Genomic DNA, 26,159 nt, shown 5'->3' with positions numbered 1-26,159 from the left:
AAAGTCTACAAGATGACAGGCTTTGAAAAAAGTCCAAGTTCAAGGCACGCCAAAATTGAGTAGCGGAGCTTGCTAAGATGGCAAGTGAGCAACGGAAATTTTGGCAGCAACGCAGAAATTGGGCTTTTGTCAACAGCCTGAGGCACCCTTTTGGGTGCCTTATCTCTACTTGTCTTCATCATCTACAACTTCATAATCTGCATCTACAACATTATCATCCTTGGCTTTTTCATCATTTGGAGCCTGATCTCCAGCTTGTGCACTAGCCTGAGCAGCACCTTGATACATCTGCTGAGCTAATCCATGGAATGCATTTGTAAGCTCCTCTGTTGCTTTATTAATTTCTTCTGTATTATCTCCTTCTAAAGCTTTCTTCAAAGCTTGTAGTTTTTCTTCTATTTTTGATTTTTCATCAGCTGAAACCTTATCCCCATATTCCTTTAATGCTTTCTCAGTTTCATATACTAATGAATCAGCTTTATTTCTAGCCTCAATTCCTTCTTTTTTCTTTTTATCTTCTTCTGCAAACTTTTCTGCTTCTTTTATTTTCCTTTCTATTTCTTCTTCTGAAAGGTTAGTAGATGCTGTAATAGTAATATTTTGCTCTTTACCAGTTCCTAAATCCTTTGCTGAAACATGTACTATACCATTAGAATCAATATCAAAGGTAACTTCAATTTGAGGAACTCCCCTTGGTGCTGGCGGAATTCCTGTAAGCTGGAATCTTCCAAGAGTCGTATTATCCTTTGCCATCTGTCTTTCACCTTGAAGGACATGGATATCAACAGCAGTTTGGTTATCAGCAGCAGTTGAAAATATTTGACTTTTCTTAGTAGGTATAGTTGTATTCCTTTCAATAAGCTTTGTAAATACTCCACCTAAAGTTTCAATACCTAATGATAAAGGCGTAACATCAAGCAATAATAAATCCTTTACTTCACCTGTTAAAACACCTGCTTGAATTGCAGCCCCAATAGCAACACATTCATCAGGATTTACTCCTTTATATGGGTCTTTATTCAAAATATTCTTAATAGCTTTTTGAACTGCTGGTATTCTCGTTGAACCTCCAACTAAAATGACTCTATTTATATCTGAAGGCGAAAGCCCCGCATCATTTAAAGCTTTTCTAGTAGGCTCTAGAGTAGCTTCTACTAAATGAGCAGATAATTGTTCAAACTTAGCTCTTGATAAATCAATATTTAAATGAAGTGGACCAGATGCTGAAGCAGTGATAAATGGTAAATTAATATTAGTGGTTTGAACAGAAGATAATTCTTTTTTTGCTTTTTCAGCAGCATCCTTAAGTCTTTGTAATGACATATTGTCTGCTCGTAAATCTATTCCATGCTCCTTCTTAAATTCTTCTGCTAGGTAATTTATAATAACTTCATCAAAATCATCTCCACCAAGATTGTTATTACCATTAGTTGCTAAAACTTCAAATACTCCATCACCAAGTTCAAGTATTGATACATCAAAGGTTCCTCCACCTAAATCAAATACTAATATTTTTTGATTTTCTTCTTCTTTATCAATACCATAGGCTAGTGAAGCAGCAGTAGGTTCATTGATAATTCTTCTAACATTTAATCCTGCTATCTTACCAGCATCTTTAGTAGCCTGTCTTTGGCTATCTGTAAAATATGCAGGTACAGTAATAACTGCATCTGTAACTTTTTCTCCTAAGTAACTTTCTGCATCAGCCTTTAGCTTCATTAATATCATCGCAGAAATTTCTTGTGGTGTATACTCTTTATCATCTATTTTTGTCTTATAATCTGTACCCATATGTCTTTTAATTGAAATAATTGTTCTATCGGGATTTGTTATTGCCTGTCTTTTTGCAGTCTCACCTACTAATCTTTCACCATTTTTTGTAAATGCAACTATAGAGGGGGTAGTTCTATTTCCTTCGGCATTAGGTATAACTACTGGCTCTCCTCCTTCTAGAACTGATACACATGAGTTTGTTGTACCTAAATCAATTCCTATAACCTTTCCCATGTTCTTTTCCTCCTTAACCAAATGTATATTTTTTTATCAAATTATTTTTCATAATCTATTATATTATTTTGATACCTTTACCATACTTGGCCTTATAACCTTAGAATTTAAAGTATATCCTTTTTGAAATACTTCAGTAACGATATTTGATTCTCTATCTGAAGCTTCTTCCTGCATAACAGCATGATGTAAATTTGGATCAAATTCTTTTTCAAAAGCATCTATTTCTTCAACTCCATGTTTTTTCAAAACATCAACCAATTGGCTAAATATCATTTCAATTCCATCAAGAAGTCCATCTGTTTCTTTATCATTGTCTTTTGCAGCTTTTATTGCTCTCTCAAAATTATCTATAACAGGTAAAATATCGACTACTATTTTTTCACTTCCAAATTTATATATATCACTTTTTTCTTTTTCTATCCTTCTTTTATAGTTCTGAAAATCTGCTGAAAGTCTCGTGAATTTATTCTTGTAATCTTCAAGCTGATTTTTAAGATTATCTATATCTTCAGCCTTTTCTTCGACTTTCGTATTATTTGTTTCTTCTTCAGATTGATTTTCATTTTGTTCTTTTACAGCATCTAAATTGCTGTTGATTTCTTCTTGGTCAATGATTTCCTCATCACTATTCTCTTTTGTATGTAATTCCTTCTCATTTACTGCTTTCTCCATTTTCATCACCCACCTAATTAATCTTAGCTTTTTCCCTTTATTATTAAATTTATTTTAAGTATAGCTTCGGCTATCTCACCAGCTTTTTTAAATGCACTAGTTTTGACATAGGCTGGATCAAAAATTTCCTCTTTTAACATTTCTTTTATATCACCACTCTGAAAATCTATGGATATAAAATTGCTTTCTCCTTTTTTTGCCTCAGCTATTACTTTTTCTAAAACTTCTAATGAATTAAATCCACTATTGTCAACCATTTGAAGAAAGGGTTTTTTTAATGCTTCTATAACACAGTCCAATCCGTATTTTTCCATACCCATTATTTCTTCTCTATACTTTTTTAGTAAATTAGAAATGTAAATCTCTAAAGCCCCACCTCCTGGGACAATTCCATATTTAATAGAAAACTGAAGGGACGATGCAGCATCTTTAGCTATTCTTTCCCTTTCTCTAGTTACTTCTCCTGTAGATGCAGATATAATTATAGTAGAATAAGGTTTACCATGTCCATCCTGAATTAATATTTGTTCTTTTTCTGCATCATATATTACTTTATCTGCATTTCCACAGCAGCTGTTCAAATTTGTCACACTCTTATTAAGAGCAGATTTTCTAATTAATTTACAGCCACTATGTTTTGCCGCCTTTTGTAGCTGACTATTTAAAACCCTATGGACAACAAAAACATTTCCATCTGAAAGTATTTGCATTACCACAGGATTAACTGTACCATCACATAAAAGTAAATTAACCTTCATCTGAACAATCTTTTCTGCCCAAGACTTTAAAATTTCTACATTTTCAAGATAATTATTTACTCCTGCTTCAGTTGATAATAGTTTTTTTCTCTCTTCATCTATATCTAAAGAATCATCCAATACCATAATCTTAGCATCACTAAGTGTATAATCTTCAAAATAATTTAGTGTTTTTTTATCTATAATCACTCCACTAAACACTTGGTTTTGTGTACTCTCAATAGCTTCAACACAATCAGCAAGTCTAAAATTATTGCTATTTAATATATCATTGCCAACTATTTTAGCAGATTTATAAATTAAATTTGAAATTTCCTCATCTTCTCTAGCAGAAATATATGCAACTCTTTTGAGTAAATAGTAATTAGTTTCTGTTATCATTATTTTTTCTTTTTCAACTATTTCAACAGCCTTTCGAATACCTTTTTTTATTCCCTCAATAATTTTATGTATAGGTACACCCATTTCAGCAACCTTCAAAGCTGAACTGAGTAGTGTACCTGCCAATATAGTCAAAGTAGTAGTGCCATCCCCAACTTCCCTTTCCTGACTCATTACAGTATTAATCAATAATCTAGCGGCAGGATGAGATGCACTTATCTCACTTAAAATTGTTACTCCATCATTGGTAATAATAGCATTTCCATAATCATCTACTATCATGCAGTCCATGCCCCTTGGTCCAAGGGTTCCTTCTATTGATGAAGCAATGGTATTAATAGCTTTAACATTATTCTTCAACGCTGATAACCTGAATTCAGTTTTATTAAATTCGTTATCATTATTATTCATATTTTTATCCTTTCATACGTTAGCTATAGGGTTCTCTCTATTAACCAAGTGAATCTAAATATATGAGATAAAAAAACAATCTTTTTTATAGTCATAAAATTTAAAAATACTATCATAAAAACTAGCTTGATGAATTAAAATACTTAAGGTAAAATATCCTCAACATTATTAGATAATATATTTGTCAAATATTCCAAAACAGCAGTAATCCTTGAATAATCCATTCTAGTTGGACCTATAACTCCAATTTTACCAATTATTTTTCCATTCAATCTATATGTTGCTGTTACAATACTACAATCCTTTATATCATCAATCTCGTTTTCATTTCCTATTCTTATGCAAATATTATCGCTTTTATCATTCTTTAATATTTCATACATTAAATCCTTTTTTTCCATAATAGATATAAATTTTTTAGCTTTGTTTATATCAGTATACTCTGGTAAATTAAATATGTTAGTTATTCCTTCTAGATAAATCTCACTTTCATTCATATCTACAAGACAATTGTCAAGTTTTAATAATATTGTATCTATTGTAGAGCTATAATCGATTAATTCATTCTTAATTTTATCTTTAATCTTATCATCTAAATCTGCAATAGTTTTTCCACTTAGCTTATCCTGTAAAAGATTTGATACCTTATTTAATACGCCTTGTGAAACATTATTTATCCTTAAAATAGCATTTTTAACTATGCCTGTATTAGAAACCAAAACTAATAAAACTTTATCATTGTCAACTTGAACTAATTTTATATTTTTAAGCCTGCTGCTTTTAAACTGAGGAGATAAACTGATAGAGGTTAATTTAGTAATCTGAGACAATATTCTTGAAGTATTTTTTATCACATCATCTATTTCTACTATTTGGCTTAGTAATAAATCTTTAATAATTTTCTTTTGTCTATTTTCTAGCTCATATTTCTTCATTAAGCTATCAACATAAAGCCTATACCCTAGATCCGATGGTATCCTACCAGCCGATGTATGGGGCTGAACTAAATATCCTAATTCCTCTAAATCAGACATTTCGTTTCTTATTGTAGCCGAACTAATACCTAAATCATATTTTTTGGCTATAGTCCTTGAACCAATTGGTTGAGCTGTAGAAATAAAATCATTTATAATTGCCTGTAATATTTTTAGTTTTCTTTCAACTAAAGTCATATTACCACTCTCCATTGTTAGCACTCTCTTAAAGTGAGTGCTAAACTTTCTTGATTTTAAGTTAACACTTAATTTCAATTTTGTCAATAATATTTTTTGTATTTTTACAATGTAAAATTCACAATCATTGGTTAATTGGTTGTAAATCACCTTCTAATATCATTGTATCAAGCGGTTATATAGTCCATAAAAGCTATCTATAAGCTTTGGATAAAATAACACCAATTACTGTCTAAAGAAATTCTACAAAAACTTGATTAGAAACATCCATGCCATAGCTTGTTAGCCTTATATGATTTCCCTTTATCGTTAAAAGTCCTAAGTCAATTAGTTTTCTAATCTTATCTCCATATATATCTAGTATAGAAACTTGAAATCTATCATGAAATTTCATCAAATCTAATCCTTTATTTAGACGAAGTGTAAGAAATATTGTCTCGGTTATCTCATCTTCTTTATTTTTATACTCTTCCATTTGAATAGGCAATTCTCCACGATTTATAAAATTTATATATTCATTTATATCATTAGTATTAGAAAATCTTTTCTGATTCAAATATGAATGTGCAGACACTCCAACACCTAAATATTCTTCATTATTCCAATAAATCAAATTGTGCATACATTCGTAACCATTTTTTGAAAAATTTGATATTTCATACTGCCTAATCCTATTTTCATTTAAAAGGTCGATTGCAAAATGATACATATCTCTATCTTCTTCATCACTTGGCAAGTTCAATTTTTTCTCGTCGAGCAGTCTATAAAGGACTGTTCCTTCTTCAATCTTTAAGGAATAGGCTGATACATGTTCAGGCTTTAATTTAATTACTTCTTTAAGTGTACCTTCCCAATCCTTCATATCTTGATTGGGTAACCCATAAATCAAATCAATATTTATATTTTCAAATCCTGCATTTCTTGCTTTATTATAATTATCAATAAAATCTTCCTTTGAATGAATTCTACCAATGAATTTTAGAATTTCATTATTGAAACTTTGAAGCCCTATGCTTAATCTATTAATACCTATGTTTTTATAGAATTTTAATTTTTCTTTTGTCAATGTGCCTGGATTACATTCTATTGTGACCTCTGCTCTACTATTTATATCAAAGTTTTTATGGATTTGATTTATAATTATATCAAGTTTATTTATATCTAATATAGATGGGGTTCCTCCCCCGATAAAAACTGTTTTTATTTTATAATCCCTTAAGGTATTTTTGTGCATACTTAATTCCTTCGTTAAAGCAGTGACGTATGAATCTATCATACTGTTATTTTGCCTATAGGAAATAAAATCACAATATTTACACTTTTTAATACAAAATGGAATATGCACATATAATCCTATTTCTTTCACATTATCACCTTCTGAAGACAAAGACGCCTTACGACGCTTTGTTAGATTAAAATTCCCTTTATGGTGGGTCTTTTAATTAGAGATTGAGATTAAAAAACTTAGGTCTTTCTTTTAGGTCTTAAAAATAAAAAATTATAATAAAAAATTTTACTTGTAATAAATTTAGTCACCTATATAGATTTCCAATAGTAAAACTTAATTTATTCATATCAAAACATCCAGAGTTCTTGAGGATTTTTGATGTGAATAAATTAAGTGTTTTACTGGAATATCTATAGCAGGTGACCATAAGTGACTATTTTTCATCATATTTTAATACAGATAAAAAAGCTTCTTGTGGAACTTCAACGCTTCCAAGCTGTCTCATTTTCTTCTTACCTTCTTTTTGTTTTTCTAATAGCTTTCTCTTACGGGATATATCTCCACCATAACATTTAGCCAATACATCTTTCCTTAAGGCTCGTATTGTTTCACGTGCAATAACCTTGTTTCCTATAGATGCTTGAATCGGTATAGCAAACATATGCCTTGGAATTACTTCCCTTAGCCTCTCACAAATAACACGACCCCTAGAATATGCTTTGCTTTCATGGACTATAAGGGAAAAAGCGTCGATAACTTCTTTATTCAATAGTATATCCATTTTAACCAAGTCAGATTTTACATATTTTTTAAATTCATAATCCAATGAACCATAACCTCTGGTTTTAGATTTAAGAGCATCGAAGAAATCATATATTACTTCATTAAGTGGCAGTTCGTAATTCATTATAAGTCTTCTATCATCAATGTATTCCATATTAAGCATAATACCTCTTCTTTCTTGGCAAAGCTCCATAACATTTCCTACATAGTCGTTAGGAACCATTATTTTCGCATCAACTATGGGTTCCTCCATATATAGAATTTCACTTTGGTCAGGTAAATTAGTAGGGTTTTGAATCATTAAAACTTCTCCATTAGTCTTTGTAACTTTGTAAATAACACCAGGAGATGTTGTAATAATATCTAAATCAAATTCTCTATCCAATCTTTGTTGAATAATCTCCATATGAAGTAATCCTAAGAATCCACACCTAAAGCCAAATCCCAATGCAACAGAAGTTTCTGGTTCAAATTCAAGGGCTGCATCATTTAATTGAAGTTTTTCTAAAGCATCTCTAATATTTTCAACCTTTTCTCCCTCTGCTGGATATATACCGCAGTAAACCATGGGTGTAGCTTTCTTATATCCAGGTAAAGCTTTATCACATGGGTCATTTGCATTTGTTATTGTATCTCCTACTCTACAGTTTTTCACGTCTTTAATACTTGCAGTAATATATCCAACATCACCAGCTTGTAACATATCTATAGGTCTTGGTCCTGGAGCAAAAACACCCACTTCATTGACTTCAAAGGTCTTTCCAGAAGACATCATCATTATTTTATCTCCACGCTTTACAGAGCCTTGTTTAATTCTTACATAGGCAACTGCACCTTTATAGCTGTCATAATAGGAATCAAAAATAAGAGCCTTTAAAGAAGCTTCTTCGTCTCCTTCAGGAGATGGGATATACTCTACAATAGCCTCTAAAACGTCTTCAATATTCAAGCCTTCCTTTGCCGATATTAGGGGAGCATGATGGGCTTCAATCCCAATAACATCTTCAATTTCTTTTTTCACTTCATCAGGTCTTGCACTGGGCAAATCAATTTTATTTATTACAGGAACAATTTCCAAGTCCTGCTCAACAGCTAGATACACATTTGCTAAGGTTTGAGCTTCCACCCCTTGAGTTGCATCTACAACTAAAATAGCACCTTCACATGCAGCTAGGCTTCGTGAAACTTCATAGTTGAAATCTACATGTCCAGGTGTATCGATTAGATTTAGAATATATTCTTTTCCATTTTTTTTATAAACTAACCTAGAGGCTTGAAGCTTTATGGTTATTCCTCTTTCTCTTTCTAAATCCATTGTATCTAATATTTGATCCTTCATCTCCCTTTCTGTAAGAAGACCAGTCTTTTCAATCAATCTATCAGCTAAGGTAGATTTCCCATGATCTATATGCGCAATTATACAGAAATTTCGTATCTTACTCTGGCGATTTTCCAGCATGTATACTATTTCCTCCCTTGTTAAGCAGTTAAGCAAATTGCATAATTCCCTTCCGAAAAAACTATCCCATATGTATAGTTTTAAAATCTATTGGGACACACCACATATATTATGCAATTTCCACAGTTAAATAATCTTTATAAATTATATCATAATAATATGTAGTAGTACAGAATAATCATAATTAGTAGCTTTGATAATTACAAATTCTAAGTTGCAAGTTTTAAGGTCGTTCTTATAAGTATATAAAATGAGTTTCAATATTACGCTGGAAATAGTTTGGACTAACCATCTAGTATTTATATTCACTTTATTTTATTATTAAATACGTTATCTACTAATTCAGTTACTACTTTTCCTTTATCATGGGCAAATTTTATAACGTTGTTAATTCCATATTTCATTTTTCCCTTAATATAAGACCCTAATATGCTTATTTTTTCAATATTCACTAAATATTTATCACCACAAAAAATAACTTCCATATTTTTTTCATCAAGCTTACTATAGCTTAAAAAATGTGACTCATCCATCCACATCATTGCACGATTTGTCTCGTCTACAACAATTATTCCTGTATATAATAAAGTAATCAAAAATAAAAAAGATAGTATACCTATCAAAAAATTCTGTATTCTCTTTATTTTGTTTTCTTTCTTAATTTTTTTTCGCTCTACTCTACTCATTCTCCTCACCATTAGTATTTTTGACATATGATTTTTTTTTATTCTATAAAACAGTAAAAAACTCAATGACATGGAGAATTTTTAATTTCGATTAACTTATTATTTAAAAAGCAACCAAAAAGACAGCCCATAAACAAATTATTTCTAAATAGCTATATCTAATTATTTATTGTTACAAATCTTTTTAAAGCTTGATTAATAACTTTACTTAAATACTTTGCTGCCCTTTCTGCTTCTTCTATAGTATTTGCGTTACTTCCTATTTCAAACAAGGCATAATAATCTGATTTATATTGATTAAGTTTATATTTAAAAGCTTTAGATTGTTTTATTATTATTTTTGTAGCAAACCCAGGGTACATTTCATCACTAATAGCTTTTATATAATATGCAAATCTCTTTAATTCCTCCACATTTTCATTGCCCCCACCAATAACAATAGAATATGTGGCAACCTTTTCTCCATTTATTTCTGTATAACTCTCCCGTCTTATTCCCTCATAGCTAGCGGCTTCTAACTCATCAATTTTATTTATTCCATCCCTGTGTATATCAAAGATAACCTTTAAACTAGGATTAGCCTTTAAATTTTTATTTAATGTATCTAATGACCGACTATATGATCCTTGATAAGAAGGATGATCATGTATTGTATCGTCATGGATAACTCCGAATCCATAATTCTCAAGATTTTCTTTCATTAGTTCTCCTACTCGAATAACAGTATATTTTCTATTAAGTGAATGATAGTTCCCTATCGTTTCTGGCTTATATGATTCTGTTCCATGGGTATGATAAATAAAAATCAATGGTTTATTCATAGGATGTTCTATTTTTTTAGGAGGCGGAACTGGAGTACTTATAATCTCAATTTTATTTGTTGATCCCTGCTTTTCTTTATTAGTGTTTATACCATCTTGATTTTCATTTTCATCATTAAGATTTATTATCTGGATATCCCCTTCATAAAGATTATTTTCTTTGTATGACTCAAAACCATAAGATTCATTATTTGCTGGTTTATTAATATTTTCTTCAGCAATATATATATCTCGAGTATCATAATCTTCATCACTATTTAAGCTTACTCTAGTATCTATATCACTTTCCACATCTTTAAGTAAGGGGATTTGGGCTTTTATTAATGATTTAGGCTTCTTATAATTCAAATCTACTACTTTACCCAAGTAATCCTTAACAAGGGAACCTGTATCCTTTCCACCATTTTCTTTATAGTTAATCTCAAGTATAGACATCGATTTATTAATAATATGTATAAAAAGATTTTCCTTTGTTTTTTCTATTTTATTACCATCTTTATTTGATGTGTTTTCAGCTTTAGCAATAATTACTCTATTATTAATAAAAAAAATGTTGATAGATAATAATATCATCATAAAAGTAATTAATACTAATAAAAAGCTTATAATATCATATTTCTTATTATTATTATTATTATTCATCTAATGCCCCCTCGCTTCCCTTTTTCATTGAGTTGAATTATTATAATTCAGTTCATAAAGCTGTCCACATTCTATTATATGTCTATATAAAAGCTTATATGATTTAAATTAACTCCTTCATAATAGTTAATTAAATTTTTGGGTTTTAAAATACATTAGGGAGTTTTAATATTTCATTTGAGTGATTTCTATAAACTTGTTTTTACCTTTTTAAAATAATATAAAAAAACAGGTTTATTACATGAGCGAAAAGGAAATATTAGAACTCCTGCGATAGAAACTAGCTTGTGGGGTTAAATTAGTTAATATATCTGTTGACATCTTTTAAATCTATTCCAGGATGCAAAGCTATATTAATACCATTTGCAATAATCTGGGATATATCAATTATAATTTTATCTATTTCTTTAGTAGTTACTATAACATTTGCTCCATATGGTTCTAATACCTCTTTAATCAAGGCATATTTTTCGTTATCCTTCATGTCATCTAAAATATTGAAAAAATCCGATCCCTTTTTAGAATGACTCTTTAAAGCCTTTATTACCATACTAATTGTATCATTAGTCATAGTAGCTGCATCTACAACTGTAGGTACTCCAATAGCAATCACAGGTACTCCAAGGGTCTCTTCATTTAATTGTTTTCTTAAATTTCCAACTCCTGATCCTGGACTAATACCAGTAGTTGAAATCTGTATAGTTGTACTTACTCTTTCCATTTTTCTTGATGCTAATGCATCTATGGCAATAACTAAATCAGGCTTTGATTTTTGTATAATCCCCTGTATAATATCACTGGTTTCTATACCAGTTGTCCCCATAACGCCTGGTGTAATAGCACTTACAGATGACATCGTGGGATCTTCGGTTTTTTTATACATTTTAAATAGATGCCTTGTTACAAGTATCTTTGAAACTACTTCTGGTCCTAATGCATCTGGAGTTACATCCCAATTACCTAACCCAACAACAAAAGTGCTTAATCCCTTCTTTTTAGGTAGTAATCGAACTAACTCCTTTGCCATAACTTTGCTGACACTATCCTTAAGATCTGCATCTGCACTTTTAAGTCCTCTAGCTTCTATAGTTATATAGCTGCCTTTAGGTCTTCCCATCAACTGGCTTCCTTTTTCATCTATTATTTTAACCCTCGTTATTTCAATAGCATCCTCTACCTGCGACTTTTCAACTTCAACCCCTGGTATTTCTTGTCTTTTATTTTCTTTGTATAATTCCCTTGCTTCAACTGCCAAATCGGTTCTAACTTGAAACATAGAACACCTCCAAATTTTATTTTTATAAATATTATTTTCTCATTAAATCTTTAAATATATACAAAAAGAATATTTATTATATGTTTTGGAAATATAATATAATGTTAAATATTTTTCTTGCAATTTAGTTCTATACATGGTAAAATTACACGTGTTAAACAGAAAACGAGGGGGTGAAAATATTGGCTAATATTAAATCTGCTAAGAAAAGAATAAAGGTTATAAATAAAAAAACTCAGCGAAATAGAATAACTAAATCAATTATGAAAACTGCTATCAGAAGATTTAATGAAGCAGTAGAAGCTGGTGATGTTAATTTAGCTACTGAAAAATTCCGTTACGCTGAAAAGAAAATCTGTCAAGCAGCTGCAAAAAACACTATTCATAAGAATAATGCTGCTAGAAAAATTTCAAAATTAGCAAAAAAATTACAGCAACTTAAAGAAGCTGCTATATAATTGGCTAATTTTCACCTAAAACCCGTCGTTTACCCCGCTGCAAAAAAGCGTACTAAGTACGCTTTTTGGCTTTTTTTGATATAATTTTACTATCTTAAAATCTCATTTAAAAAATCTTAGCTAAACCTTATTCTTACATTTCAAAATATCAATTAAATAATTATGTTAGTAAATAAAATTTCTAGTTTCTAAGATAGATTATGGGATTTTAATATTTCATTTGAATAATTTTTATAAACCTGTTTCTCCCTTAAATTTATAATAAGATGTTTTTAACTACAACACATTGTTATCAACATCTCTATCGCAAGCTTTGGAGGCATTTTCCCAGTTTTAGTTTTCCTATCAGCCTCCAATGATCTGTTTAATATATCTAATAATTCTTTATCTGTAAAAAAGTTAGCCTGTTTTACATATTTCTTAGCTATATATTGTGGCAAGGATATCTTCGGAGCTATTGCAGTAGCAGTATAACCTCTGTCTACCATAAGTTTAACCTTATACAATATCTTAAATTGTCTAATAATCATATGTAATATCCTACCCTCTGGCTCCCCTCCAATTAACATTTGATTGAATACATTTAATGCTAAATTTCCATCCCTGTCAGCTACTGCATCCACTAGTAAAAAAATGTTATTCTCAAGGGGTTTACTCATTATCTTATCTATATCACAGGTTTCAATATTTGATTTATCAGCAGTATAATTACATAACTTTTTAATCTCATTTTCTACATCATAAAGGGTCTGATTAGAATCTTTTTCTAAATATCCTAAAGAATCTATAAGACTTTCTAAGGATTTAACTGTTATTTTTTTATTATTCTTATTTAATATTTTTTGAATCCATTTTGAAAGAGTTAATCTATTTAATTTATTCAATTCAATAACTTTTCCATTGGCTTGTATTTCTTTTACAATCTTCTTCCTTTTATCAATTTTTTCTCCGCCTTCAAAAACTAAACATGTTGTATCTGGTATCCTAGGTAAATATTTTATAAGCTTTTCTTCATTATCTTTACTTAAAATACACTTACTGCTGCCAAAAGCTTCTTTTGCTTTAACATATACTATTCTCTTCTCTCCCATAAAAGGTAATGTTTCACAAGAGTTTAAAATTACATCGACATCGTCATGAAGTCCATCAAAGTAACTAAAATTAAAGCTTTCATCGTTGGCATTATTTATAAACCTATCCTTTATTGCTGCAATACTTTTCTTAATTAAATATTTTTCACTACCATAAAACAAATATATTTTTGCAATATTTTCTTCCTCTATATCTTTCAATAAACTCTTATATCCCATTGTTTCCTCCTCAAGATTATTCAATCATTGTATCAATCTTTATTTTCTTTCCATCATATACTATTATAACAGCACCGTTTGTGTCATTCCTATATATTTCTATACCTTTTTTACGTAATGTCTCAATAGTATCCCTATGTGGATGTCCAAAAGTATTTTTACCTACTTGAATTACAGCAATTTCAGGATTAAAATAATCAATAAATTCTGGTATGTTTGATGTATTACTTCCATGATGGCACACCTTAATAACATCAATATCTTGTCTTGAAACTTCTCTGATTATTTCCTCCTCTGCTTCCTTTTCAATATCTCCAGTCAATAAAACCTCAAGCTCTTTGTATTTTAGAATACAAACTAAAGAATTATTATTGACATCATCATGGGTATCATTCATAACCCTTGTTGCTGGATTGATTGATGTTAAACTAAGATCTTTTTCTAAATCAATAGTCATTCCTCGAGAAAGCACCCTTATAGGAGTATTCTCAGCAAAACATTTGTTAGCTAATTCTTTATATTCCTCACATGAGTACAACTTTGTTCCTATAACTACCGATCCAAAATTTATATTTTCTATGACATCAATTACTCCTCCAATATGATCATCATGAATATGAGTCACACATATCAAATCAATATATGATATATGATTTTTAAGTAAAAACTTAGATAAAAAACCCTTTTTATACTTCCCTCCATCTATTAGTATATTCTTTCCTTTTGGGGTTTCTATAAGTATACAATCCCCCTGTCCTACATCAACAAAAGTAATCTTCAATTTATTTGAATATACAAATTTAAAGCTATTTACAATTATGATTATAACAAGGAATATTGATATAACATGCCTTATCTCATATTTATTTATTTGGGGAATTTTATGTTTATGCAAAACTATTATTGTTCCAATATAAAATGTTACAAGAAATAATAAGCTCGGTGAAATAACATTAAAACTAGCAAATGGAAAATACGTAGATATTGAGTTTACTATTATTAATTGCTTTATCAGTATTTTATCAAAAAAGGCTATAAATTTTGCAATATTTATATTTATAAATAGCAAAATGAAAAATATTAAGTTTAAAGGTAAAATTATTGTAATTAATAACACAACTGGAATATTAATTATCAATGCAATAGGTGAAAAAATGTTAAAATGATAAGCAATAATTGGCAAAGTATAAATTTGAGCAGACAAAGTAGCAGCAAACATTTTTCTCACTAAGCCTGGAAGAATTCCTAGTCTTTCATAAATAGGTCTATAGAATAATGCAATTGATATAACTGCTAAAAAAGATAACTGAAACCCAATGTTAAATATCATAAAAGGATTTATTATAGTATTGATAAGGCAAATTAAAGCTAAGGCTGAAAACAAATCATATCTTCTATCAATTAAGTTTGCACTAACACTTAATGTAATCATTGAAGAAGCCCTTATAACTGAAGGTGAAAAACCTACAATAAATGCAAAAACCCAAATTAAAAGTATTAGAATTAAGGACTTATATTTTTCCTTTATTTTTAAATTTTTCAGTATAAAATCAATAAAAACAAATAGAATACCAAAATGCAATCCAGACACTGCTAATGTGTGGGCTGTGCCACTTGCTTTAAAAAAACTATATATACTTTCCTCAATAATCCTTTTATCTCCAAATGTTATACTTAAAGCCAGTTTACCTTCATCATCTGGTAAAATATTTAATGCTTCTACATATACATAACTTTTAATTCTATGTCTTAACTTTATTAATAACGGTAAGTCTCCTGTATCAATAACTTTTATATTATAACCATTTGTATTTAACGTTGCATTAATACCCTGGGTCTTTAAATAAAGATTATAATCAAACATTTTAGGATTCCTAGCTTTGTCTGGTATTTTTACTCTTCCACGTACAATAATTTTCTTATTATTTAAACTCTTACCTTCATAATCAAAAATCTTAAACAAGATTTTACTATTTAATTTATAATTTTTCCCTTTATACTTGATATTGCTGACATGAAGTATATACACACTTCTATCTGAAATATATTTCTGCTCACAAACTCCTATAATACCTACTTTTTTGTTGGCAAAGATTTTTATATAATCTTCGGTATTATATTCGTACTCTAGATGTAATGCCCCTAAAAAAAGTATAGCTAAAAATATTATGATGGTTTTTCCTCTTTGCTTTAAATATATAAATATTATCAGTAACATCAAATGGGCAAATGATATTATATATATGATTTTTATAGGTAATCTCAGATAGTATTGAATTATAATACCTAAAATTAAGGCTATAGTTATATTAATAATAGGTCTTCTATACATAACAACCCTTTCACCTCTTGCTATTTTTGCTTATATTTACATTTCTATCCATATGATTGATTTCCTTCTTCCTTTAAAATAAAAAAACTATGGAAATTTAAAATCTCCATAGCCTCTAGTGTATAAAAATAAACTTTTATAACATTCATTATGGATGTTATCTGGCGGCTAACAGCAAAATATCCTTACTCTTTCTTGATTAACATAGCTGAAATTACAGCAGTTAAAGGTATAGCTAAAATCAACCCTATACTACCTGCAAGGGAGCGAATTATTTCTGTAGCAATAATGTCCATATTAGATATTCTAAGGAAGGATGTCTCATAGGCCATAAATAACAACATCAAAGGAACTGTACTTCCTGTATATGCAAGAATTAAAGTATTTGACATGGTTCCCATGATGTCCTTACCAACATTCATTCCCGATATAAATAATTCCTTCATAGATAGTTTAGAATTAGCTCTATTTATTTCTTCTATAGCCGATGCTATTGACATGCTCACATCCATTACAGCTCCTAAGGTTCCCAACAATATACCCGAAAATAACAAATCTCTAAAATTAAAGTTAATATCTTGAGGTATATATGATAGCATAACAGCTTCTTCGCTGGATAATCCAGTTAATTTAACCTTTGTCCCTATAATGAAGGCTATAAAACCTGCAATCAACACACCAGAAACTGTTCCAATAACTGCCGCAGCACTTTTTTTCGAAAAACCTGATATAATAGTAATTGTTACAATAGTAACAATAGCGGATATTAATATAGTTATAAATACAGCATTATAGCCTCTAAGCATTAAGGGCAAAAGAACTTTAAATATCATAAGCATTGTAAATACTAAAGTTAGTATTGTCTTTAATCCTTTGATTCTTCCAATTAATAAAAGAATTATTACAAAAATCAAAACAAGAATATATATGTAATTATTTCTTACATAATCTGTAATATTCACCTCTAGATTACCTTCTTCATTTACTTCCATAAATACCAATACCTTATCACCCTTTTTTACTGGAATATCATAAACTGGATGATCTGATAGAACATTTTCTATGTTAAAGGTCTTACCCTTATACTTTCCAGTTAATATCTTTAGTTCAACAAATTGAACTCCATTAATATTTTCATCACTTATATTTTCATCATTAACAACTTGTAATACCAAGGCTTTTTCAAATGTAGTTATATCCTCCTCTCCATAGGCATAAAAACTAAATATAGCAAATATTAGCAAAATTAAAGCTAGAATTCTTTTTACCAAAAATATCACCTCGTCAAATTATAGTTATAGTAATTATAACATTAAATTTATACAAATAAAATCAATGACAGGGTAAGTTTTTAAACCTTACCCTGTCATTGATTAATGATTCAAATATGTAGGTAAATTTTTAGGATCCATATGATCATTTCCGATATAAATTAAATCAGCTTCAATATTTATACTGTGATTATTTTTATCATGTTTTATTTCAGTGTTTTCTATTCTACCATCATCCTGATGGTATTTTAAGAATTGAGTTAATATATCCCTAGCATTTTTTACACTGATTTCATTATCGTACGTTGTTAAGTACTCCTTCTCTGGTACTTCAAGATATAATTTGTATTTATCCTTTAATTTTATTCGTCTTTCAGATATGCTATTTAACAATTACTTCATCCTCCTTAGGTCATTTTAACCTTATTATATGTAAAAATTGCTTTTAAGATACCTGAACCTAGATTAACCCCTTCTATATTTCAAAGGTTTCTAATTCAGTTGCTATTTCTACGTCACCAGAAAACATAATCTTTACTTCATTAAGCACTTCATTCAAATCATACTCAGGCCATATATGAGTCAATAAAAGCTTATTTACATCTGCCAAAGCAGCTACCTCCCCAACTTCTCTAGCTGACAAATGATAAGCATCTTCTGTTTTATCTTTCTCCAACAAGTTACACTCACATAAAAGCAACTCTGCTTCCTTTGACATTTCAATTAATACATCACAATATTTAGTGTCACTTGTATATACAAATTTTTTCCCCTTCTTCTCAACAATCACTGCATATGTTGTTATAGGATGAGACATTAATTCAAAACTTATTTTCATATCACCAAAGGTTAAAATACTTTTACTATTTAATTCATTAAGCTTAAAGGCATTTTTAAACTGTAGCATGTCATATATATCTTGAGGGTCATTTGGAGCATATAAAGGAATACTTTTATTTGTCATTCCTTTTTCTTGATTAATACCAATAGCGTACTTCATAACCATTATATCTGAAATATGATCAAAATGCAGGTGACTTAATATTATTGCATCTAAGTCATTTAAACTTTTAATTTTCCCTAATAGTCTGCTTAATACACCATTACCACAGTCTAGTAAAATTTTGAATCTTTCATCCTCCAAAAGATATCCCGAACAAGCACCACCAGCTCTAGGATATGGTCCTGAGTTTCCTAAAATTGTAATTTGCATTTAATATCCCTCCTATTGACTTTTATAGGACAAAATCGTCTAATGCCCCTTTTGTAATTGTAGCATGTCTTTATTACTAAGATTTTACCACAAAGTTTACTAATTATGCCAAAAAACAAAAGCCTATATCAATTTATTGTAGATATAGGCTTTCCGTATGATTTTTAAATATATTATTTTAAAATTTTAGATTTCTTTATAGCTAAAGCCATTGGGAAAAATATCAATGCTCCTATAAGTCCTTGAAGTACGTTAGGTCCGAATTCAACAAGAGGCGTTTTAAAATTACCAAGCATTATAGTTTGAGCAATATAATATCCTAATGCCATCCAAACAGCTCCTATTATAATTGCAGTCAAATTTCTATAATTAAATAAATTGTCATTATCATTATCAGCTATTTTCCCTACAATAAATCCCATAACCCCCTTAACTATGAGGGTTGGAATAACATATGCTGGTGCTACTAATAAATCCGCCAGCGCTGCCCCTAATCCTCCTGCCACTAAGCCATATCTCCATCCAAATACTATAGCGGCTAAAAAGATAAAACTATCTCCCAAATTTAGATATCCACCTGTTGCAGGTATCGGTATTGTAATGGCTATTGTTGAAACAGTCACTAAAGCCGTCAATAGCCCCATAATAGTTAATTCTTTTGTACTAATATTACCCATTGTATCTACCTCCACAAAATTGTATTGTTATGTATTATTCCATTTCAATTATATAACAAATTGTATCTATTGTAAATATAATACAACCATAAAAACAAAGAGATTATTGTATCGATACAATAACCCCTTTGTTTTTACAATCATAACTTCAGCTTACTAATAACCTTCAATGTTTAATATTATCCAGTATCCCTATTTTTCAATCTAAACTGCTATAAATTAACAATTGCCAATTCGTATTTTTCTCCAAATTTACTAATAATAAACAATCTACTTTTATTTGGTGATTCATAAACACCAGTAACTATACCCGATGTCTTAAATTTAAGATGATTTGATTTTAAATCAGATACATATATACTATTATTCTGAACATACAGAAACTTATCTGAATCTATCTCTTTATAAAGAAGTTTTCTATCATCATATTCACAATTGGTAATGAACTCCTGAAGATTTTTTAAATCATTTTCTCTTCTATTTATTAAATCTATGACTTTAACAATATTTTCTTGGCTTTCATTTTGTGAAGAGATATAAATATAGTTATCATATATTTGCACCTCGAAATCGTAACCAATATCATTTGTTTCTTCAAAATATCCAGCTAAATCAGTAATGGTATTTTTATTTATATCATAAGAATAGATACTATTAAAATTATATTTTTTTTCATCTTTAGAGTATTTACCAATAACTATCAATATTTCTTTTTCTTTACTCCATATTGCAGGTTTTATAACTTTATATCCTTTATTTATACTCTGCACATATTTTATTTTTCTTGTTTTTAAATTTAAAAATCCAATTCTGTCACCAACTAAATTTTCTATACTTGATTTTTTTGTATTTGCTATAGAATTATCTTGTATATATGTAAATGCTATAAAAAGATTATTATTTCCCCAAACAGGATTTATTCCCATAAGCTTTTCAACATACATCTTACCTGAATCTGCTCCATATACGGTAAAATAACTTTCTTTAAAGTTTTCTCTATTGATATTAGATACAGTCAAGTAGCCCCCTTCATAAGAAAAATTAATATTATCTTCAAAATCATTTAATATTTCATCATTGATGTCTTGTTCTATTTTTATTGATTGATTATTGATAAAATCATAAATCTTTATCATTTTTTCATTAGGATCATAATAAGCTATCTTTTTTTTATTATCTGATATTTTAAGTAGTAATTTATCGTCCAACTTAATATTGTTAGCTATAAATATTGGCTTTTTACCTTTAATTGCATGAAATAACCCCTTTCCTTCAACGTATATAGCATAATTATCTTCATCAATTCTCTTAACATATTCAATCTTTTCTTTAAAATCCTTATTATAGAATTTATCCTCTTTGTAATTATTATTTAAGGAAAAATCCTTATCCGTATAATTAAATTGAAATACTTTAAATATATCACTTTCTCCATCTTTCCCTTTAAATTGAACAATATCTTCATTTATCCAAACTATGTCTTTAATAGTATTTAGGTTTGAAACATACCTTATATGATTTTCTCCATCAATAATTTCTAAGTCATTATCTTCATGCTGTTGTTTTGATAAACTTATAACCTTCATATCATCCCTTAAATATTTTGCTATAGTAAATGTTAACAGTATAACACCACAGAGTATTAACAGAGTTTTATTATATTTCATTATTTTCCCAACTCCTTATTCTTTAGCTGATTATGGATATATAATTTAACCTGCCAAGATATTAAATAAAATTTTATTGTTTTGTAATGCCCTAGGTAGAAACTAGTTTGGTGAGTTAATTTATTTATAATGTTTATCAACATAAAGCTTTTCTATTGCTTTTATTTCTTCTTTATGAAAGTCAAATACCCTATATAACATATTATCTATTCTATTTTGACATTCTTCTACTAATTCATAATTATAATTATCTTTGCAGCAAGACAGGATTTTATTAACTGTTCTAACAATTTCTTCTTTAATATTATTATCCAATTGCAAATTTATAGGTATTTGAGCTAATGGCGTAGAATATAACTCAAGATAATCTCCTTTTCTTTTGCCCATATTATATAGCCAAAAATACATTATCTTTGAGTTTAAAATACTTAATAACAACTTGAGGTCAATATTTTTTTGTTTTGCAGTAATAAAGTATACATCAGCACTTGCATACCACATATCTTCATTATAACCAAAATTATTTTGTAATGCTCTTTGGGGAACAACTATTTTTGCCCCTTCAAAAATACTTTGTTCTCTACTCCATTGGAGTGCAAACCAGTTTCTAGTTCCTTTTTTTGTTTCTCTTCTTTGGATTAAAACATCTTTAAATTTCTTTAGGTGTTTCTGTATTATAAAGCAGTAATCACTACACTGAATATTATTATCTGTGAAGTATAATATGTATTTATTGGTAAAACTTTTTGTATAGTATTTCTTGATATTGCTATTTTTATAAAATGGCTTAAGCAATCTACAACTTTGAATATTAAGATCTATTATTTCTTCTTGATTTAATACAAAAATTCCTTTATTTATCTTTATGTTATTTTTTTCCACATACTCTTTCTTTAGTTTTCTCTCTATTATTCTTTTAGTAACTTTATCAGCTCCGCTAACTATACCTTGATTTATATTGCATATATCTCCTAAGGTTAGTTCACTACACAGTCTTATCTTTCTCAGTATTTGAGAATATTCTTTTTGTGGAAAAATCATAATATTTCCATTTCCGTCATATAGCTTACTTTGATTTTCTAATATATAGCTTGATACATTATCATTGTTGACTTCTTTGTTGTTAATTATATCTATAATTTTATTTATCTTTAAATCACTTTTTTTCATGTATTTAATTTCTATATGTTTATCTTTAATCCTGCCTTTAGTTAAGGTGAAAATCATATTGTGCTGCCCCTTTGCAGCTTTGAAAATCTCCAGTTCATTAAAATTAATTATAGTTTTAAAGCTTACCCTTTCCTTTAATATCTTTCTTAAACCCTTAGCACCGTCTGCAGTAATAAAATAGTTTGTTGTTATGTATGATAATATGCCTTTAGCCTTTAAAATATCTATACCTCTATAGATAAAATAATAAAAATAATCCATTTTAGCTTCATAATATTTTTTCCCAAACTCATACTTCTTTATATTCCCAAACAAATCCTTATTTCCTTTTTCTCCTATATACGGAGGATTACCTATGACTATATCAAATCCACCTTCATCTACTACTTCTTTCACTTTTGAAGCTTTAAAAATTTCATCTCCCAATACACTATCTTTTTTATATAAATTAAAATTTAAGGAGCTAAGATTAAAATCTTTATATTTAGCAAGTATATCTATAAATTTTAAAGTAATCATTTCAAGAGGTGCTCGTTGAATATCTATCCCAAAAATATTATTTTCTAATATCCACTTCTTCTCATAATATTCATCATATTCACATTCTAGCTTATTATATATTTGTATCTTTATACTATATATTTTCTGAAAAAAATAATACAAAAACAATCCAGAACCACAAGAAATATCAATAATCTTTAGGTTTATTAATATATTTAACAAATCAAATAATTGTTCATCTCCTATATTACAAATAGTCCCATGATCTATAAGCCTATCAACATAACTGGTATCAATTTTAGTATTTTCTTCTATATAAGCTTTTAAAGAATTAGAAATCATATACTTTACTACATAAGTGGGGGTATAATAACTTCCTGTCACCTCTCGCTTTTCATGGCTTAAGTATTCATCTAAAATTCCACATATACTTAGTATATCTAAATTACTCAAACCAGCCTCTCCTATTTTCTTTTGGAATGGATTTTCTTTTAGATTCTTATCTGTCTTACCAAAGAATTGAAATAAAAAATTGATATATGAATCACAATCTATTTCATACTTTTCCAGCACAGCTTTCCTTATTAAATACGTTAATAATTCTTCCCTTTCATCATAATCTATATTAAGCTTTTCAAACATCTCATTTAGATTCTTTACCATGTAATTTTTCATTATTCATGCTCCTATTAGTTTAATTTTCTTCTATAGAAGTTTAAATAAAGACTTTAATTTATACATCTCCAAACACCCAAAAACATTATTTATTTGTACAGGTATAAATTAAGCATTACCTATGCAAATTCTATATATTTTTTCTGTGAAATTTATTAAACCTTGAAGTTATTTATCTCTAATATTATATTTTAATATGATTACTAACTCAAGCAAAAGATACTATGTTAAATTAAGCTTTATCCCAAATATTTGTTCACAAGAAATATTATAGAAATTTAAGTAAAGACTTTATATATGTTTAGCAAATAAAAATCCCAGCACTCTTTGTGCCAGGACCTTTCTAAACTTATCCTTTTAAAACTCTAATATATTTACCATCACCGATCTTTTTTACACCATCTATTTCTTGAACTATTTCATCAACTATCAAATCAATATCCTTAATTCTTATGTCTATTCCTTTTTTCTTTAAATACTTCATAATCGTCAATAATCTAATATGGTAATTACAAGGATTTTTAAAATATGGATGCTTTTCGATATATTTTTTTATCTTATTTTTATCAACTAAATACTCGACCTCAATATTCTTATTCTCCATTTTTTTCTCAACTTTTCTTAAATAATCATATATATGTTTTTTGGGATCTTTATATTTGTTTAATAATACCTTTATATCCTTTATCATTCTTTCCATTTGAATATCATCTACTGTCTTTTGTACATTGATTTTATAATTATCCCCCTCATACGGCTCAGATAAATCCGCACTAGCAGTATCCATAAAGCTAAATGAACCCCTTTCAATTAATTATATTACAATTTATTTTACTATCATTATCAATAACTGTCAAATCATATATCCATATGAATTTAATTATTTAATCTACAATATATCATCTAAAACAACTACTTCATCATTCATATATTTTATATATTCCCCTGCCATATCTTCTATTACTTTTTTAGCATCATCACTATCTTTATTAGAAACACATTCTAGTTCTAATTTATTTTTTGCTAGTACAATTTCACTTAAAACCCTATTTTGTTTCTCTTCATACATAATATAATAAGCACCTCTATCATCATTATAATCAAATTCTATATTGGGACTTCTAGACAAAGCAGTACATAGTTTTTCATAGTCTAAAACTGCATAGTTGCTTTGATATACATCATATTTATTGTCGATTTCAATCTGCTTTTTTCTTATATCATCAATAATATTAGTAAAGCTATTAACCAAAACTGAATTACTTCTAATAAATTCTTCAATACTGCATATTCTATTTTTTTTCTTATATTCTTCAAACTTTTCATAAAATCCTTTTTCTATTGCATTTATAAAACGTTTGTCTAGTGTAGAACATTCATCTAAAAAATAATTTTGTCCATCTAATTCTACAATTCTTCCAATTAAAAGGTTATTGTTATTTAACGTTTCTGAGCCTTCTTTAACAAGTATCTCCTTTTTGGAGAAAATATCTGTTAATTTTTTTCCTTCTTTTAAAGAAGTAATTTCATAAATTGATAAATATGTATTAGATAGACCTTCCAGCATTTTATATTGCTTTTCACTTAGTTTATTTCCACATACTCTCTTATATTCCTGAAAAAAATTATTTCCATTTTTTATTCTATAATCCCACAACAGCCAATAGGTAAAATTTTTTTCATCAAGAGAATAATTATTCTCATCTAACATTTTTCTAAAAATATACTTGGCATTAGCAATTTCTTCAGAATAATAGTCTCCTAAAGCAAAATATAATACATTATTAATAAGCTCATTTTCTAGTACTCTAAATTCATCTATTATTATACTCATTTCCTTCTCCTTTATAAATATATATTTTTATTATATAGATTTCCAATAGTAGAACTTAATTTATACGTATCAAAATATCCAGAGTTTTTAAGGATCTTTGATACGTATAAATTAACTGTTTTACTGGAATATCTAATTGAATAAACATATTACTCTAGACTTAATATATAGTCTAAAGCAGGAGCCTTTTTATAGAAATCATTAAATCCATACTCCTCCCTTTCATCTAGAGGATATAGAGTTCTAAAGATAATTTTTAAATCTTCATTAGTAATATCTTTCAAATCTATATTACTTAGTCCATGTACTATTATACTAGCTAATTCTTTGTCAATTTCATATATATCATAATCACTTTCAGCAAAAACACTTTTAAGAAAAGTAATATCTTCATCATTTGTAATATCAATTATTGCAATGTCATAAAGCTTATCATATCTATCTTTAATATTTTTTACCAACTTATTCCATACAGCAATTCCTTCACTATTTAACTTGCTTTTTATTTTCCCTTTATCTTCAAATACTCTTAGGAGTATAATTTTACAACAATAATTCAAACAAGACTTTCTCAAAAAAAGCCTGCACCACTTTCTTTCATCTATCTCAAGATTTTTTCTGCTATCTATTCTAAATTTTTTAATTATGCCAATATTTTCGTATTCATATTTAATTATAAATGTCTTTATAAATTTTTCAAGTGTTTCTATTATATCTTGTATCTCATACAAACTTTTTCCTCCTTTCTTTAG

The 26,159-nt window shown here is 28.4% G+C and carries 21 protein-coding genes; 1 reads left to right on the top strand and 20 read right to left on the bottom strand.

The window, feature by feature from the left end; all coding sequences use genetic code 11:
- Nucleotides 1-165 precede the first annotated feature (165 nt).
- The 9 genes from dnaK to gpr form a co-directional block, all read right to left on the bottom strand.
- Nucleotides 166-2,007, bottom strand: coding sequence for a molecular chaperone DnaK (dnaK, locus tag BUB36_RS05255; protein WP_073147748.1), 1,842 nt, complete (start codon nt 2,005-2,007; stop codon nt 166-168).
- Between the two features lie 63 nt (nt 2,008-2,070).
- A complete protein-coding gene (grpE, locus tag BUB36_RS05250) occupies nt 2,071-2,682 on the bottom strand; it encodes a nucleotide exchange factor GrpE (RefSeq protein WP_084111736.1) in 612 nt (203 codons plus the stop codon).
- A 23-nt stretch (nt 2,683-2,705) separates the two neighbouring features.
- Nucleotides 2,706-4,232, bottom strand: a complete 1,527-nt coding sequence (locus BUB36_RS05245; protein WP_073147744.1) for a TCP-1/cpn60 chaperonin family protein — start codon at nt 4,230-4,232, stop codon at nt 2,706-2,708.
- Nucleotides 4,233-4,375: 143 nt separating this feature from the next.
- The gene (gene hrcA, locus BUB36_RS05240) at nt 4,376-5,404 is read right to left on the bottom strand and encodes a heat-inducible transcriptional repressor HrcA (protein WP_073147742.1); all 1,029 of its coding nucleotides are present in this window, start codon (nt 5,402-5,404) and stop codon (nt 4,376-4,378) included.
- A gap of 232 nt (nt 5,405-5,636) precedes the next feature.
- The gene (hemW, locus tag BUB36_RS05235) at nt 5,637-6,770 is read right to left on the bottom strand and encodes a radical SAM family heme chaperone HemW (protein WP_084111734.1); all 1,134 of its coding nucleotides are present in this window, start codon (nt 6,768-6,770) and stop codon (nt 5,637-5,639) included.
- Nucleotides 6,771-7,065: 295 nt separating this feature from the next.
- Nucleotides 7,066-8,874: a translation elongation factor 4 gene (gene lepA, locus BUB36_RS05230; protein ID WP_207550763.1), complete on the bottom strand. Its 1,809-nt coding sequence runs from the start codon at nt 8,872-8,874 to the stop codon at nt 7,066-7,068.
- Nucleotides 8,875-9,179: 305 nt separating this feature from the next.
- Nucleotides 9,180-9,560, bottom strand: a complete 381-nt coding sequence (locus BUB36_RS05225) for a hypothetical protein (protein ID WP_073147738.1) — start codon at nt 9,558-9,560, stop codon at nt 9,180-9,182.
- Nucleotides 9,561-9,718: 158 nt separating this feature from the next.
- On the bottom strand, nt 9,719-11,023 hold the full coding sequence (spoIIP, locus tag BUB36_RS05220) for a stage II sporulation protein P (protein ID WP_073147736.1): 1,305 nt from the start codon (nt 11,021-11,023) through the stop codon (nt 9,719-9,721).
- Nucleotides 11,024-11,321: 298 nt separating this feature from the next.
- On the bottom strand, nt 11,322-12,299 hold the full coding sequence (gene gpr, locus BUB36_RS05215) for a GPR endopeptidase (RefSeq protein WP_073147734.1): 978 nt from the start codon (nt 12,297-12,299) through the stop codon (nt 11,322-11,324).
- Nucleotides 12,300-12,481: 182 nt separating this feature from the next.
- On the opposite strand from gpr, the gene rpsT reads away from it, so the two are divergent.
- Nucleotides 12,482-12,757: a 30S ribosomal protein S20 gene (gene rpsT, locus BUB36_RS05210; RefSeq protein WP_073147732.1), complete on the top strand. Its 276-nt coding sequence runs from the start codon at nt 12,482-12,484 to the stop codon at nt 12,755-12,757.
- A 272-nt stretch (nt 12,758-13,029) separates the two neighbouring features.
- On the opposite strand, the gene holA is transcribed toward rpsT, so the two are convergent.
- The 11 genes from holA to BUB36_RS05155 all read right to left on the bottom strand — a co-directional run bounded on the left by holA (nt 13,030) and on the right by BUB36_RS05155 (nt 26,138).
- Nucleotides 13,030-14,067 (bottom strand): DNA polymerase III subunit delta, encoded by a 1,038-nt coding sequence (gene holA, locus BUB36_RS05205; RefSeq protein WP_073147730.1) that lies wholly within the window; start codon nt 14,065-14,067, stop codon nt 13,030-13,032.
- Between the two features lie 16 nt (nt 14,068-14,083).
- Nucleotides 14,084-16,399 (bottom strand): DNA internalization-related competence protein ComEC/Rec2, encoded by a 2,316-nt coding sequence (locus BUB36_RS05200; protein ID WP_073147728.1) that lies wholly within the window; start codon nt 16,397-16,399, stop codon nt 14,084-14,086.
- 185 nt (nt 16,400-16,584) lie between these two features.
- Nucleotides 16,585-17,679, bottom strand: a complete 1,095-nt coding sequence (locus BUB36_RS05195) for a YibE/F family protein (protein WP_073147726.1) — start codon at nt 17,677-17,679, stop codon at nt 16,585-16,587.
- 93 nt (nt 17,680-17,772) lie between these two features.
- Nucleotides 17,773-18,063, bottom strand: a complete 291-nt coding sequence (locus BUB36_RS05190; RefSeq protein ID WP_073147724.1) for a hypothetical protein — start codon at nt 18,061-18,063, stop codon at nt 17,773-17,775.
- 82 nt (nt 18,064-18,145) lie between these two features.
- Entirely contained in the window at nt 18,146-18,883 is a 738-nt protein-coding gene (locus tag BUB36_RS05185) for an MBL fold metallo-hydrolase (protein WP_073147722.1), read from the bottom strand.
- Nucleotides 18,884-19,056: 173 nt separating this feature from the next.
- Nucleotides 19,057-19,560 carry an ECF transporter S component gene (locus BUB36_RS05180; protein WP_073147720.1) on the bottom strand — a complete coding sequence of 168 codons (504 nt, stop codon included), beginning with the start codon at nt 19,558-19,560 and terminating at the stop codon, nt 19,057-19,059.
- Nucleotides 19,561-19,772: 212 nt separating this feature from the next.
- The gene (locus tag BUB36_RS05175) at nt 19,773-21,227 is read right to left on the bottom strand and encodes a hypothetical protein (RefSeq protein ID WP_073147718.1); all 1,455 of its coding nucleotides are present in this window, start codon (nt 21,225-21,227) and stop codon (nt 19,773-19,775) included.
- 120 nt (nt 21,228-21,347) lie between these two features.
- Entirely contained in the window at nt 21,348-23,573 is a 2,226-nt protein-coding gene (locus tag BUB36_RS05170) for an Eco57I restriction-modification methylase domain-containing protein (RefSeq protein WP_073147716.1), read from the bottom strand.
- A 349-nt stretch (nt 23,574-23,922) separates the two neighbouring features.
- Nucleotides 23,923-24,360: a hypothetical protein gene (locus BUB36_RS05165; protein ID WP_073147714.1), complete on the bottom strand. Its 438-nt coding sequence runs from the start codon at nt 24,358-24,360 to the stop codon at nt 23,923-23,925.
- Between the two features lie 102 nt (nt 24,361-24,462).
- Nucleotides 24,463-25,407: a hypothetical protein gene (locus tag BUB36_RS05160; RefSeq protein WP_073147712.1), complete on the bottom strand. Its 945-nt coding sequence runs from the start codon at nt 25,405-25,407 to the stop codon at nt 24,463-24,465.
- A gap of 149 nt (nt 25,408-25,556) precedes the next feature.
- Nucleotides 25,557-26,138, bottom strand: a complete 582-nt coding sequence (locus tag BUB36_RS05155) for a hypothetical protein (protein ID WP_073147710.1) — start codon at nt 26,136-26,138, stop codon at nt 25,557-25,559.
- Nucleotides 26,139-26,159 lie beyond the last annotated feature (21 nt).

The organism is Paramaledivibacter caminithermalis DSM 15212, assembly GCF_900142245.1.
In the GTDB taxonomy this organism is placed as follows: Bacteria; Bacillota; Clostridia; order Peptostreptococcales; family Caminicellaceae; genus Paramaledivibacter; species Paramaledivibacter caminithermalis.
Note: the sequence above shows the minus strand (reverse complement) of the source record. Positions and strands in the feature narration are given on the sequence as shown.

What these genes read in the sequence shown, in the direction of transcription:
- dnaK (WP_073147748.1), bottom strand. Translation starts at nt 2,007, where the DNA reads ATGGGAAAGGTTATAGGAATTGATTTAGGTACAACAAACTCATGTGTA.
- grpE (WP_084111736.1), bottom strand. Translation starts at nt 2,682, where the DNA reads ATGGAGAAAGCAGTAAATGAGAAGGAATTACATACAAAAGAGAATAGT.
- BUB36_RS05245 (WP_073147744.1), bottom strand. Translation starts at nt 4,232, where the DNA reads ATGAATAATAATGATAACGAATTTAATAAAACTGAATTCAGGTTATCA.
- hrcA (WP_073147742.1), bottom strand. Translation starts at nt 5,404, where the DNA reads ATGACTTTAGTTGAAAGAAAACTAAAAATATTACAGGCAATTATAAAT.
- lepA (WP_207550763.1), bottom strand. Translation starts at nt 8,874, where the DNA reads ATGCTGGAAAATCGCCAGAGTAAGATACGAAATTTCTGTATAATTGCG.
- BUB36_RS05225 (WP_073147738.1), bottom strand. Translation starts at nt 9,560, where the DNA reads ATGAGTAGAGTAGAGCGAAAAAAAATTAAGAAAGAAAACAAAATAAAG.
- spoIIP (WP_073147736.1), bottom strand. Translation starts at nt 11,023, where the DNA reads ATGAATAATAATAATAATAATAAGAAATATGATATTATAAGCTTTTTA.
- gpr (WP_073147734.1), bottom strand. Translation starts at nt 12,299, where the DNA reads ATGTTTCAAGTTAGAACCGATTTGGCAGTTGAAGCAAGGGAATTATAC.
- holA (WP_073147730.1), bottom strand. Translation starts at nt 14,067, where the DNA reads ATGGGATATAAGAGTTTATTGAAAGATATAGAGGAAGAAAATATTGCA.
- BUB36_RS05200 (WP_073147728.1), bottom strand. Translation starts at nt 16,399, where the DNA reads ATGTATAGAAGACCTATTATTAATATAACTATAGCCTTAATTTTAGGT.
- BUB36_RS05185 (WP_073147722.1), bottom strand. Translation starts at nt 18,883, where the DNA reads ATGCAAATTACAATTTTAGGAAACTCAGGACCATATCCTAGAGCTGGT.
- BUB36_RS05180 (WP_073147720.1), bottom strand. Translation starts at nt 19,560, where the DNA reads ATGGGTAATATTAGTACAAAAGAATTAACTATTATGGGGCTATTGACG.
- BUB36_RS05175 (WP_073147718.1), bottom strand. Translation starts at nt 21,227, where the DNA reads ATGAAATATAATAAAACTCTGTTAATACTCTGTGGTGTTATACTGTTA.
- BUB36_RS05170 (WP_073147716.1), bottom strand. Translation starts at nt 23,573, where the DNA reads ATGAAAAATTACATGGTAAAGAATCTAAATGAGATGTTTGAAAAGCTT.
- BUB36_RS05165 (WP_073147714.1), bottom strand. Translation starts at nt 24,360, where the DNA reads ATGGATACTGCTAGTGCGGATTTATCTGAGCCGTATGAGGGGGATAAT.
- BUB36_RS05160 (WP_073147712.1), bottom strand. Translation starts at nt 25,407, where the DNA reads ATGAGTATAATAATAGATGAATTTAGAGTACTAGAAAATGAGCTTATT.